This window comes from Desulfobacter hydrogenophilus, assembly GCF_004319545.1.
Classification (GTDB): domain Bacteria; phylum Desulfobacterota; class Desulfobacteria; order Desulfobacterales; family Desulfobacteraceae; genus Desulfobacter; species Desulfobacter hydrogenophilus.
The window spans coordinates 2686495-2699059 of record NZ_CP036313.1 but is presented as its reverse complement, the minus strand read 5'-3'; the positions used below and the strand labels follow the sequence as shown (position 1 = coordinate 2699059).

The 12565-nt window shown below is 45.2% G+C and carries 10 protein-coding genes; 4 read left to right on the top strand and 6 right to left on the bottom strand.

Annotated features, from left to right (window positions below; translation table 11 throughout):
* Nucleotides 1–9 precede the first annotated feature (9 nt).
* The 4 genes from EYB58_RS11940 (at nt 10) to EYB58_RS11925 (ending at nt 1834) form a co-directional block, all read left to right on the top strand.
* Entirely contained in the window at nt 10–456 is a 447-nt protein-coding gene (locus EYB58_RS11940; protein ID WP_111958279.1) for a hypothetical protein, read from the top strand.
* Between the two features lie 448 nt (nt 457–904).
* Entirely contained in the window at nt 905–1210 is a 306-nt protein-coding gene (locus tag EYB58_RS11935) for a hypothetical protein (protein WP_111958281.1), read from the top strand.
* An 11-nt stretch (nt 1211–1221) separates the two neighbouring features.
* A complete protein-coding gene (locus EYB58_RS11930) occupies nt 1222–1596 on the top strand; it encodes a hypothetical protein (RefSeq protein WP_111958283.1) in 375 nt (124 codons plus the stop codon).
* Between the two features lie 13 nt (nt 1597–1609).
* Complete coding sequence (locus EYB58_RS11925) at nt 1610–1834, top strand: Asp23/Gls24 family envelope stress response protein (RefSeq protein ID WP_131072056.1); 225 nt, start codon at nt 1610–1612, stop codon at nt 1832–1834.
* 277 nt (nt 1835–2111) lie between these two features.
* Here EYB58_RS11925 and EYB58_RS11920 read toward each other — a convergent pair whose 3' ends face one another.
* The 6 genes from EYB58_RS11920 to recB form a co-directional block, all read right to left on the bottom strand.
* Nucleotides 2112–3500, bottom strand: a complete 1389-nt coding sequence (locus EYB58_RS11920) for an ISKra4 family transposase (RefSeq protein WP_111958287.1) — start codon at nt 3498–3500, stop codon at nt 2112–2114.
* Between the two features lie 13 nt (nt 3501–3513).
* The gene (locus EYB58_RS11915) at nt 3514–4140 is read right to left on the bottom strand and encodes a plasmid pRiA4b ORF-3 family protein (protein ID WP_111958289.1); all 627 of its coding nucleotides are present in this window, start codon (nt 4138–4140) and stop codon (nt 3514–3516) included.
* 388 nt (nt 4141–4528) lie between these two features.
* A complete protein-coding gene (locus EYB58_RS11910; protein ID WP_111958291.1) occupies nt 4529–5578 on the bottom strand; it encodes a hypothetical protein in 1050 nt (349 codons plus the stop codon).
* A 337-nt stretch (nt 5579–5915) separates the two neighbouring features.
* A complete protein-coding gene (locus EYB58_RS11905; RefSeq protein WP_111958293.1) occupies nt 5916–6620 on the bottom strand; it encodes a hypothetical protein in 705 nt (234 codons plus the stop codon).
* 236 nt (nt 6621–6856) lie between these two features.
* Nucleotides 6857–8872, bottom strand: a complete 2016-nt coding sequence (recD, locus tag EYB58_RS11900) for an exodeoxyribonuclease V subunit alpha (RefSeq protein ID WP_207309038.1) — start codon at nt 8870–8872, stop codon at nt 6857–6859.
* On the bottom strand, nt 8869–12564 hold the full coding sequence (recB, locus tag EYB58_RS11895; protein ID WP_111958295.1) for an exodeoxyribonuclease V subunit beta: 3696 nt from the start codon (nt 12562–12564) through the stop codon (nt 8869–8871). The genes recD and recB overlap by 4 nt, the downstream gene beginning before the upstream one ends.
* Nucleotide 12565 lies beyond the last annotated feature (1 nt).

The following is a 12565-nucleotide window of genomic DNA, read 5'->3' as shown; positions in this document are numbered from 1 at the left end:
GAACCCGTGATGTCCAATAAAAATAAAATCACAGCGGTGGAATTGCTAACAGAATTACAGGTAGCTAATCAGAAAATAGGTCAATTAGAATTAATCATCCAGAGGATGAAAGACGAACAAAAGAAGCGTAAAGACTTCTTTCTCCCACACGAAATTTTAAGGGGCATGGGGTTTGATATCCCCGAGGACGGCATCTATCTCAACCCTGTTGATTCTTATCTCCATACGAAAATATTAGAACTCGTTGGAGGTACTATTGATATTGATAGGATACCTGAAGCCGGTTTAATTGAATTACAAACGGGTATAGAAGGCGTTTGTATGGCTCACGGAAAAACCAATATCCCCGGCATTAACCAAAGCTGTGTGGGAAAAGGAAGGATTCTTATTCGTGCCCTTATTGAACACACTTATAATTTTTCACCATCGGTCAGGCCAGAAACCGAATCAAAATAAGGAGCATCCACCGGCCAGGGAGGGACACCAGCCGAGCCGGAGATTCCCCAGGAGAAAAAAAATAAACGCCAAAAAAAAAGAAATATTTCAATGACCACAGAAAAAAAAAGAATCATAACCCCGCACAAAGGGGGGAGGTCGGTTAGGATTAATTGCCGGGTCACGCCGGAAATCAAAAATATTTTCATTGCCCTGGCTGGAAAAAATAAAATGCAACAAGCCGATTTTTTGGAGTTTTTAATAAAAAAAGAATTAAAAAAAGCTTGACTTTGGGATAACAAACTGATAGAATTCTTTACATGAGCACGGGGAAGGCCAAAGGGGCCGCCTCAAAACAAGCCAAAGCAGGCATTATAAATAACGAAAAAAAATACACAGTAACAACGAGCCATGAATCAGAATAGGGAGCCCTGCCCGGTGGCGGGTGGCCCCTGGAGAAAAAGAACAAATGGAATTACAAGAAATATTAGAACAATACGATAAAAAAAGGATTGACTTTATACCGCCTTTTTTTACGCTTCTTCGTTGCAGCCGACCACATGGATTATTACTTGTCACATACGGAGATAATGAAATTGATAATAAAAGGATATTGCTAACCGCAAAGCTGCTTGCAGAAACTTGCCTTAAATGTATTTCATTCCCGTCTGTGAATGTGGCTGAAATTTCGAATACAGAATTACTTGCCGATGCCATGAGGCTTCTTGAATATGTGAATGACAATGATCAGGTCATCAAATCTGAATCAAAATAACGAGGTGGATTATGAATAATGCTATAGAATTTTTAAAATACTGGTGGCCTCAGTTTTTGATTGTTTATTCGATCCTGGTTACGGCCCTATTCTTTTATCAACAAAGAATGTTTTTGGCTAAAACGGAATTCTTAGAAGATATAAATACTTTACGGACTGAGCAAATCAGTATGTACGAAAATGATTTGCATAACTTAAATGAAGATTTGTTAAAAATGTCTTCAAAAGATGAGATAATCGTCATTCCAAAAGGCACAAAATTTGTTCGGAATTTAAAAACTGGTGAGGATAAAATTGTTAGGTTGCCGGAAACTTGGATAGCAGAATTAAGACTGGTCAATGAATCAAAACAGACTCCGGCATCCAGCCAGGATGAAACAAAATAGACGAGGGTGGGTTATGAAATGGAAAAAGTTATTTATTGGAATAGGTTTGCTGTTTTTTTGTGTGCTTGGCATCGCTTGGATGATGGGTTGCTTTGCTGTACCTCCTGAAATAGCTAATGACAATAATTTGTATCTGCAAGAATGGGCCGCACCTGGATTTTTGGCACTTCCGGCGATGATATCGTTTATTGTTGGTTTGGTAGGTTTGACCCTTGTTTTTACGAGTAAAAGAAAATAAGTGGTATTGGCCGGGCGGGTTACCCGGATGGGACTGAACAGTTTAAAGACCAAGATGTTACCCCGCCGATGGATTATTTCCCCCGGCTTCCAGGACCCGAGCTTGAACAATTTTATAATGAAAATGAAATCGCCATTGAAAATTACGATCCGATTCCGGCCATAGAGCCTTTTTGGAAAAACGAATCAAAATAGAAAGGTGGTGGAATGAACTTTTTAACCGGATTACTTATCGGTGCGGCCCTTGGATTTACTTTGAGACCATGCCAAAACGGGGGCTAAGCCGCCTTTAAAAGATTTTCCGCCTCACGCGTCATGCCGGGATACCATTGACAGAAGGTATCCCTTAAATCTCCGTTGAGGGTCTGAACACGCACTTGGAGTAACAAATGCGCACCCTGTTTTGTCCAACGCATCTGTTGTCTCTTCACCATTCGTTTGCTGATGACCTCATTCACCGTGGACTCCACAAATGCCGTTGAAATTATTTCCCTGTAGCGGTGACGTTCCCCATAATTTGGAATGAAGTTTTGATTTGAGGAAATGTAGTGGTGAAATTCACTGAGAGCTTTCCCAACCTTTAGTACAACCGGAGAATCCTCTTCGTAACAGCTCAAATCAAAATCCAACCCTTCAACTTTTTGCAATGCACGAAAAACATTGCCATGCCACAGGTACCATTTGATGCTCTCAAGTTCAGCCTGGACGTCCGGCAACCATTTTTCCTCTGACAACCCCTTTGCCATCTGTTTCATGGCCGTGATTCTCATCGTAATATGAAACCAATCCAGTAGGTGCTCTGCTTGAGGACTGATGTACATTTGCAGATTGCGCACTGTATCACCGCCGTCGGAAAGAAAGATGATGTCCTGGTTCATCTGGAGGCCTTTATTTTTCAGCATTTCAAACACTCTTCGCTTGGGCTTTTGGTCATAACTGTGGACGGAGGCAAACCGTTTATTTTCTTCTTTTTCCGGCATGCTCTTGCCGACGATCACCTCAAACCAACCAGCCTTTCGCTTTTCACCCTCCCGGGCATGGACATAACCACCATCAATGCCAACGATGAGCGGTTCATCAGGATCCGGCAACGCTTCCCAATCCCTTTCACAGCCTTCAATGAACATTCCCTGCTCGTCGCCCAGTTCCGCTTCCAGTTTCCCCGCTACGTCATGGATGTGCCGGACAACGGTTGTGGTATTGGCGTGAAGGGGTAACACCTCCTCCAGCATATCAACCGTCAAACCATAAGACATGAGTGAAGCCCACTTTGATTGCAGATAACGGAATTCCGGGGTTGTCCGTTCCGGCAGTCGGTCTGCCAGAGGACTGAAACTCTGCTTTTCCTGTGGTTGGCAACCGCAGGTATAAAGACGTGGACTTCCAATATGAAGTTTTCCAAAGAGAGACCGAAGTATGAGTTCGTGCCGGCCTTTATTATGGCGTTTTTTCCCGCAATGCGGACAGGAACGCTGCTGTGCAACATATTCAGTGGCCTGGTGAGTAACCATTGCCTTTTGAATCCTGGCCAACAATTCTTTGCCTTCATTTAATGTCAGCCCCAGGGTTTCCGGAAGGAGATCACCACGGCACAAGCATTCGATCTCTTCCACAATTGGCTGGCTCTTCTCCTCATATTCAATCATTATTTGAACTTTTATCTTCATGAATATTTCTCCTTTATTGACACTGCCATGCATCATCGCCGGCCGCATATTGTTTGAGCCGCTGGTTAACCGCTTGACGGTCAAAGTTATTTACGTGCAACCAGTATTGGTATTCGAGCAGTTCCTCCTGGTAATCATCTACATCATTCTTTTTAATGATCTCGATTAACCGATCGGCAATATACCACAGGGAATATTTTTGTTTCAGCGCCATGAAAGCCCAGGGACCTCCGCAGTCTTCGGGCGGTGCGGTTCTGGCACCACCGATACAAACCGGATAAGTCGTTTGGGGGTCCATTGACAATTTTTTTTCGATCCGGATCTCGTGTTCCCACCTGTCGGTGAGGTCGTACTCATAGAGGAAACGTTCATTCTGGCGAAACCCAAAGCCGCCAAGGCGGATTTGACATGGATTGTCGGAAAATAGGATGCCTCCTACTCGGGATTCACCATAGCGTTTTCCTCGGATAATGAACTGGTGCAGATGAAAATCATCCCAATCCATAGCAATCTGTAGGGTGTAATGTAGATCGGCAATGGTGCTGTCACTGCGTACCTGCAGCCTTCGCCAGATCATCGGGCTGATTTGCCGCAGATATACTCGCAGTTGATATACCTTCACCTGGTCGGTTTTGTTCATGATTGCCCCTCCTTTTATTCTATCATAATTGGATAAGGCTGTGACCCAGCATAGGTTTGTTTTAAAATCAGCACTGAGGGGTGGGCATTTAGAATTTGTGATGGGCTCACAAATGATAGCGGGAAATTGAAAAAATTTAGAATAAGCTGGGGCTATCGGGCATGGCTTCGTAACTTTCAGCCCCCGTTTTGGCATGGACTCCAACATTGTATACTCTTAATTGGCCAATCAGCCGGGTTAGCCATCTATGTATAATTCGAGCTATTTTTCAGATACGACTTTAAAAATCCATGGTGTGATTGGCGCGGTCTGGTCCCAAGAAAATGTCACGATATCAGCTTTAGTCTACTGACACAAAATTCTGAACACTCCCTATCGAAAAATTGAATTAAGACAATTTTGACGCAGGCTCAACGATACTCTTTGTCAAAATATCAAATAATCTATAGTACGTAAATTTTGCATTGTTTCTTTTGGGTTTTGGCTTATTTTGTAGATCTATAATTTCATCTGCCGACAGTATATAAAATTTTTTTTCTTCTCCAGGATGTTCATATTTACATTCCTTTATAAAATCTTGAAGCCGTTCTTTTTTTGTCTGTTCTTCTGTCATGGAATCCATTACTCTATCTAAATCTGATTTTTCTGCTGGATTAAACACTATTATATCTTCTATTTTATAAAGTTTTTTCATCACCCCACCGCCCGTATTTCTAAATGTAATAAAAATAGTTTTCTTATAATTATAGGAACTGTTATTGGGGCATTCATAAATCTTATATTTTTCAACTAAATCAAATGTTTTTCCTGCGGGTATAGACAATACTTCTTTTTCATAATAATGCATTTTGTTATTTACTCCCGTTATAAATTGATAATATTGCCCTATTAAATTATTTTTATTTCTCTCATTTGATTTAGAAATAATATCAATAATATCCTGCCAGGTTAATGAAATGATATCATCGCTACCCAGCATGCTTTTAAATTTGGTCAATATTATTGGGATCTTCGAGTATCCTTCTAAATCTGAAATCTCACCCATTTCTAAGTATTTCTCTATCTGTGGAATTACAGCACTATATTTGATATTTGATTTTATACTTTTTGCTTCAATAATGATTGCTAACAGGGGAGCGCTTTTCTCGTTTATTTTAATTATTATATCAACACGATTTCCTGATTTGGTGATTTTTTCAGCCAATACTTCAATGCTGTTTATTTCTTTCCATCTCAATTTCAATCTTTTTTTAGAAAAACAAGAATGATTCCTTATCTTATTTAATTTTAGTATATCTCTTATTAAACTTGGATATTCTTTTAATAAATATGCAAGGCCTTTTGTTTGCTTTGTTTCTTTTTCTCCAGTTATCATATCAAAAACTGATGATTCAAATTTTGCTTTTCCATTTTCATATAATCTAAAAATTTTTTTCATTATTATTTTTCCAAATGATTGGAATACTTTGATTTAAACTAAATTTATGATCTTTTGCCGGATGTGACCTGTTGTTGGACCAGCGGGGGCATTTGAACAGAAACTTACGGTTTCATTCCCTCGCATCTATCTCAGGCCGTAATTTTCGGCTCTGTTGCAAAAAATTATTGAAAATCCCTAAGCCGTTGATTTAGTTATAATTAATTTTTCACGCTGTAAAGGGACATATTCAATAAGATCAAGCACTTACTCTTTTCCGTCAAATTTTTTGCAACAGAGCCCAAATTCAAATCTTATTAACGTATAAACAGAGTCCGGATTGAATTATTCCGAGCCGCTACATATAGTATGCAAGTATCTTGTTAAGACCAGGTACTACATCGAAAGGGTTAACATCATTAATAGAATCTAATTTGAACCAATTTTTATAAATTTTTTCAAAAAAGAAAAAAATCGTCATGATTTTTGCCAGCTGCTGATAATCATTTATGTTTCTTGTGTCAGCCAAAGGCAATTGCCAGGCGCAAAGGTCTAACGCACTTATATTCCAGACAAGCCTATCACTCAGCAATCCTAAATTACTGATTTGGTAAAGCTTAGACCATTCCTTTTGATTTTTGATTTGTTCTATCAAACTCTCGAAAAATTCAAAAAAAAATTGAATTTTTTGGTCTTTCCCTATTGACTGAACATCTATACTTTTAATTTTATCGAACGATTTACGCATTTGTTCTTTAGAAATAATTCCACTCCGCTGTTGCTCCATAAGTATAGTTTTGCTAAGGGACTTGTGTGATGATTTATACCATACTGCAACCATATTTAAATAAAACTCCTTGGAAGAGGCAAACATTTGGTCAACCTCATTCTGTAGCGAATCTGGAAGAGTTAAAACCCTTTTTGCCTTTTCTTTTAGATAGGCTCCATGGTTATTTTGCCAGAAATCCACTTGTTTTTGAGATGAAGCAACCGGACGTGTGCAAAGCTCGTCAATTTTTGGCATGAGAGTTTGCTGTAATTTCATTACATCGCCAATTTTCATTTCCTGCTCCTTAAATTGTTTTGGTTACCGACATAACGTGGGACAGTTTGACCCGGTGATGAGAGTTTTGCAGTACCTAAACCTCATGAACCTGGGGTTCCGGAGAAGCCTTGTTTTAAAGGGTGTCCCGGCTTAAATCGGTAGTCGTTTTTTTAATGCGATCCTTTTAGGGTATATTTGGTTTCGCCAAATGTTGCATACATATCTTCATCTATCATAATCTTGGTACCAGGAAGTTAGCCATCACTTTTCAGCAATAAATTTCCAAGTCCAGAGGCCCTGTGGGTCCGCTGTTCAACGGCCTCGGCCAAAATATCGGTTGATGTCCCTGCCAGGGTAAAAAAGGAACGGGCCCGGGTGATGCCGGTGTAGAGAAGTTCCCGGGTCAATACCGGGCTCATGGCATCAGGCAAGACCAAGGCTGTATGATCAAACTCCGACCCCTGGGATTTATGAACAGTCATGGCATAGACGGTTTCCACAGCCCCGAGCCTTGAGGGGAGCATCTGTTTTATAGATCCGTCTGCCATGGGAAAAACTACCCGTAACACCTTTTTCGCCCCCCCCCTTTTTTCATGATTCCTTTGGCCGTCATGGCCCACTTCAAGGACAATGCCGATATCCCCGTTCATTAGCCCCAGACTATAGTCGTTACGGGTGACCATAACCGGCCGTCCCGGATACCATCCCTGGGTAGACTGGATCAGGCCAGCTTTGTAAAGGATTCGAGCACAGATGCGGTTCAACCCTTCCACGCCCCAGTCTCCTTTACGAATGGGACTCAAAAGCTGGAATCGGTTAAAGCTCTCAAGCACGGCCATGAACCAGTGCTCCTCCGACGGCCAGTCCCCGTGCCCCCGGGTTATGACTTCGAGATACTCGCGGTAGCCTGCTGGCTGTTCTACCGCATGTGGAAAGGATTTTAGATTGCCGTCCAGGATTAGGCTGCGGAAGCCTTCATCTTCACAGGAGAGCAACACGAGCTTAGAGATATCAGGATACCCTTTTTCCCAGATCTTGGAGACTTGTCTTCCATCCCCCTGATTCACTGCACGGGCCAGATTCCCTATACCGCTGTTTTCATGGAACCTGTGACTTTTCCTTAATACCACAATCTGCTGATCCAGGCCGGTTCCGGGGCCTGAGAATTCAGACAAATCGTAACCAGTAGCTTTCTTGAAAAAATTAACGCTTTCAGATTGGTAGCAGGGATTGGACGCATTGGCACAAATATCCCCAAGAACGAAACCGGCTTCCACCGAGGCCAATTGATCCTTGTCTCCCAGAAGGATCAACCGGGCCTGGGACGGCAAAGCGCTTAAAAGAGCATCCATCATTTCAAGGTCGACCATGGAGGCTTCATCCACGACCAAAAAATCTAAATGGAGCTGGTTCGTCCGGTTGTGGATAAAATGTCGGGAATTGTGACGGGTGCCCAAGAGACGATGAAGGGTGGTGACCTCGGTGGGCATATGGGCCTGAATTTTTTCCGGCAGAAAGTCGATAGCCCTGGAGATGGATTCCGTCAGCCGGGCAGCTGCTTTTCCCGTGGGGGCGGCCAGGCGAATTCGAAGCGTCTTTCCCTGTTCGATGGAGATTCCCTGAAGTAGAGCTATCACCTGGACCACAGTGGTGGTTTTACCGGTCCCAGGTCCTCCGGAGATCACACTGAAATTCGAAGCGACAACCACCGCTGCAGCCACACTCTGCCAATGGATGGTTTGCTTTTTCGTTTCTTCCGGACTTCTCAAATTAGAAAATAATTTATCCAGCCGCCTCTCTAAATCCTGGGGTACCGGAGCTGTTTGCCCCACCCGGCCAAGAATTTCCCGGGCCACCTGCAGGGTATACTGCCAATACCGTCGCAAATAGAGACGGCCCTGTTGCAGAACCAGAGGACTGCTGCCAGTATCTTCGCTCACAAGATTTGAATTGGAAAGCTGTTCAACCCAAAGTTTCTTGGTGAGGTTACAAAGGAGCTGAGAGGGTTTAGCAGGCATATCCTCCCCTGTCTCTCCTTCAGGGGGAAGGGAAAGGGTGCCATCGGGATCGGCCAGAGCACTGGCCATATCCAAGCAGATATGGCCCCGCCCGAGTTGGTGGCTGGCCAGTGCTGCCCCAAGAAGCACCATAGAAGATGCTGAAGGATCTTGGCGATTCAAAAATATAACAAAGGCCTTATCTATCTGCCTAAGCCAGCCCTGGACCGTCCAGGTTTGAAGCAAGTCAAAAAAATCAGCAAGGGGCATCATTTAAGTCCTCCTTTTTGAAACAAATTGCCAGTCTTAAACAAGTTATCCAGTTCATTGATCAGGGTTGCAGGAGGTTTGTCCACATAAATGCCCTGGCCAGATGTATTCACACCCCTTAAAAACAGATAAACCGCACCACCCACATCCCGTTCGTAGTCATAATCTTGAATACGGGCCTTGAGCAGCCTATGAAGAGCTAGAATATAAAGCAGATATTGGAGATCATAACGATGCTCCACCATGGCTTGGGCCATGGCATCCTGTCCGTAAGCGCTCTGGTTTTCTCCCAGATAATTGGACTTGTAGTCCAGTACAAAATACCGGTTGTCAAAACGGAACAAAAGGTCGATGAAGCCCTTTAGCATGCCGTTGACCCGGTCCTGCCGCAACACCGGACGAACAATACCGGGCAGCACAGCATCCGTCACCAGCCGGTCCAAATCATGGATATCCACCTGGTGGGCCGCAAAAAGAAATTCCATTTCTGCTTTGCATAGCTCCGGCCCAAGATCAGACAAAGCCATAGAATCGTCAAGCAAAGGTAAAGGGGTTTGAATCAATTCCAGAAACCAATCCGAAAGGACATCAGACCACAAGTCCCATCCCCGTCGGATACATAGTTCTGTAACCTTGTCCCGGGTGGCTGCCGTATTCTGGGCGACCTGATCAAATCCCGTGTGTGCCGCCCACTCAAGCATATCGTGCAGAAAGGTTCCCGGTTCAGGTCCCCTGGCAAAGGTGTGGATTGACCGGGCTCCGGGAGTGACATCCAGGGAAAGGTTTTCTTCTCCTGCAGTTTCCTGGAGCTGGTCTTGGGCTGGGGAATCTGGAGAATCCACGGCAGAGTCCTTTAAAGATACCTGTGTATCAGTTCCGGTCTCCGGCATGGCAGCACCGGTAAGGATACCGGAATAACTGCTGATCCGCCAATTCTTAGGGATGATGCCATTGAATGTCCTGGCAGGCAAAAGCACCTTACTTTCCGACTCTGGTACTGCAAGCCCCGTGGACAAATCCGGCAAAGGAGTCACGGCAATGGTATCACAATCCCCCTTGAGATTTGCAAGTACGGATGGTAGTTCAACCGTGGGTATCATTTCCCCACCCTTAAGCAGATAGCCAATTCCTGACTGGTGAAGGTCCGTGGTCTCCCCTTTTTTGGTTACCTTTCCTATTACACCCATTCCCAGCCAGCAGGCATGACAGGCCCGGGTCAAGGCCACATAAAGGATTCGTAAATCCTCGGCCAGCCTTTCCTGGTCAGCCATTTCAAGCTCATTGTCTCCCGGGTTTACCACCATCCTGACATTCCCGTCTTTGTCATGGATTTTTACCATGGAAGAGTTACGTGCAGTTACCTTCCGAAAACTGCATATAAAAGGAAGGAACACCAAAGGGTATTCCAGGCCTTTTGATTTGTGGATGGTCACCACCCGGACCAGGGCCTGGTCACTTTCAAGGCGAAGGATCTGGTCATCGCCGCCCCTTTTGGGATTTTCAATCTGCCCGGCAAGCCACCGAATAATACCCTGTTCTCCATCAAGATCTGCGGCTGCCACCTGGATTATTTCTGCCAGATGGAGCACATTAGTGAGCCGCCGTTCTCCCGTTGAGCCTGCCAGCATCCTGGCCCCTACGTTAAACTCCAACAGCAATGCCCTCACCATGGGCAGCACGCCCTGGTAATGCCAGATATTTTGAAACTGCTTGAACCGTTCCAATTCAGCCTCCCTGGCCAATTCATCTTGTTCCAACCGATCAAGAGTTTCAAAGGAAAGGTCTATAATCTGTGTAGCCAGGGCTGTTCGTACCAGAGTATCGTTTGTCGGATCAGAGCAAGCCTGGAGAATATAAAGCAGAGACTGGGCTTCCGGGCTGTCAAACACCGATTCCTTGTCCGACAGATAAACGGACTTGATTCCATGTGTTGTAAGTGCAGATTGAATGGCAGCCGCTTCCCTGCCATCCCGGACAAGAACGGCAATGTCCGAAGGTCTCAACGGTGTCATTTCCTCTCCGGGCTGAGCAAACCCTGCTCGACAGGGGATCTGTCTGCCCAGACTTATCAGGCGGGCGATCTCCTGGGCGCCGGCTTGCGCCATCCTGGTAATGTAGCCTTCAGGCCCTGTTTTGTTCACCGGTTCGCCCTGCTCCATTAGCCACAAAGTCATGGCCTGAACTTCTTGGTCATCCACCATAAGTTGTTCCTGTCGGCCCTGGGCCTTCACGGAATCAAATGGAATCTGGTCCTTGAATAAAAAAGGGCCATCGGGAAAATGAGATGCCCAGCCAAAGACCTGATTGACACCCTCCACCATACGATGTGTGGACCGGTAATTTTTTCCCAGGGTATAGTGGTGCCCCAGGGTATCCTTTTTGGCCTTGAGATACGTATGAATATCTGCACCCCTGAAAGCATATATGGCCTGTTTGGGGTCACCGATCATAAAAAGTCCTGTGTTTTCCCGGTTCTGGTAAATGGCAGCAAAAGAACTATACTGGACTGGATCGGTATCCTGGAATTCATCAATCATCGCCACGGGGAACTGATCACGGATGACCCGGGCCAGACGGTTACCCCCAGATTCGGACTGGGACAAGGCCTGACCCAGCCGGGTCAAAAGGTCATTAAATCCCATTCGGGAAAGGCGGTCCTTGGCCTCGGCCACCCTTTTACGGATCTGCGCTGCAGCATGGTAGATGAGGGCCTGTTTAACGTCTTTTGATGCAAGGGCCTCATTGAGCACATCCAATGCATCATAGGCTGGATGGGTCGGTGGATTATTATTTTTAGATTTTCCGGCGGTTAGACCCTGGGTTGAAAATTTTTCCAGGACTTGGTTCTCCGGCAACGGGCCTCCATGGTTTACCCATTGATCCAATTGAACAATCCATTTTTCCAGGGAGCCCTTCCGGTACTTGTTATTGTTCAATGTCTTATCGGCCTGAGCCTTAGTCACCTGCTCAACAGCCCGATCAAACTCCGAGGCCCAGACCAGCCGTGCCGATTCTATGGATTGTATACGCTGATCCAATAGATCAAACGGGTCGACCGTATTTGACCCGTCGGCACAGTCCACGGCATCAATGATGGGAAAAACCTGTTTGAGCAGCTCCTGGGGGGTGGAGATCTTGGCTACGGCCTTTAATTCTGAAAGGGCCGAAACACTTTGGGGATAAAACCCGGCCCGCCAGAAATCACAGGCCGCCTCTTCCAGCAGATCCTGATCGTTTGGGGCAAGTTCCAGGTCGAACAGGGACAGGCTGTCAAAGGCATGTTGACGAAGCATACATTGACACCAGGCGTGGATGGTGTGAATAGCTGATTCGTCCATCCACTGGGCTGCCTGTTCCAGGCGCATGGCCATGGCCGGCCATTCACCAGGATCGTAATCACCTTTAAGTTCTTCCAGGAAGGCATCTGCCTCCCCGGTTCCTCTGAAAAATCCGGCTGCTTCGGTAAGCCGGCTTCGAATCCGCTCCCGAAGTTCTTCGGTTGCAGCATTGGTAAAGGTGACGACCAGGATTTCCGGCGGGGTTAAAGGCCGGGCAAATCCGTTTTTGTTTCCGTGTCCCAGGACCAACCGAAGATAAAGGGCTGCGATGGTGTAAGTTTTTCCGGTTCCCGCACTGGCCTCAATGAGTCGTGCCCCGTTCAAAGGAAAGGTCATTGGGTTTAATTGTTCCTCCATA

Bases quoted from the DNA above. Each gene is read 5' to 3' on its own strand.
- EYB58_RS11940 (WP_111958279.1), top strand. From the start codon at position 10: ATGTCCAATAAAAATAAAATCACAGCGGTGGAATTGCTAACAGAATTA.
- EYB58_RS11935 (WP_111958281.1), top strand. From the start codon at position 905: ATGGAATTACAAGAAATATTAGAACAATACGATAAAAAAAGGATTGAC.
- EYB58_RS11930 (WP_111958283.1), top strand. From the start codon at position 1,222: ATGAATAATGCTATAGAATTTTTAAAATACTGGTGGCCTCAGTTTTTG.
- EYB58_RS11925 (WP_131072056.1), top strand. From the start codon at position 1,610: ATGAAATGGAAAAAGTTATTTATTGGAATAGGTTTGCTGTTTTTTTGT.
- EYB58_RS11920 (WP_111958287.1), bottom strand. From the start codon at position 3,500: ATGAAGATAAAAGTTCAAATAATGATTGAATATGAGGAGAAGAGCCAG.
- EYB58_RS11915 (WP_111958289.1), bottom strand. From the start codon at position 4,140: ATGAACAAAACCGACCAGGTGAAGGTATATCAACTGCGAGTATATCTG.
- EYB58_RS11910 (WP_111958291.1), bottom strand. From the start codon at position 5,578: ATGAAAAAAATTTTTAGATTATATGAAAATGGAAAAGCAAAATTTGAA.
- EYB58_RS11905 (WP_111958293.1), bottom strand. From the start codon at position 6,620: ATGAAAATTGGCGATGTAATGAAATTACAGCAAACTCTCATGCCAAAA.
- recD (WP_207309038.1), bottom strand. From the start codon at position 8,872: ATGATGCCCCTTGCTGATTTTTTTGACTTGCTTCAAACCTGGACGGTC.
- recB (WP_111958295.1), bottom strand. From the start codon at position 12,564: ATGGAGGAACAATTAAACCCAATGACCTTTCCTTTGAACGGGGCACGA.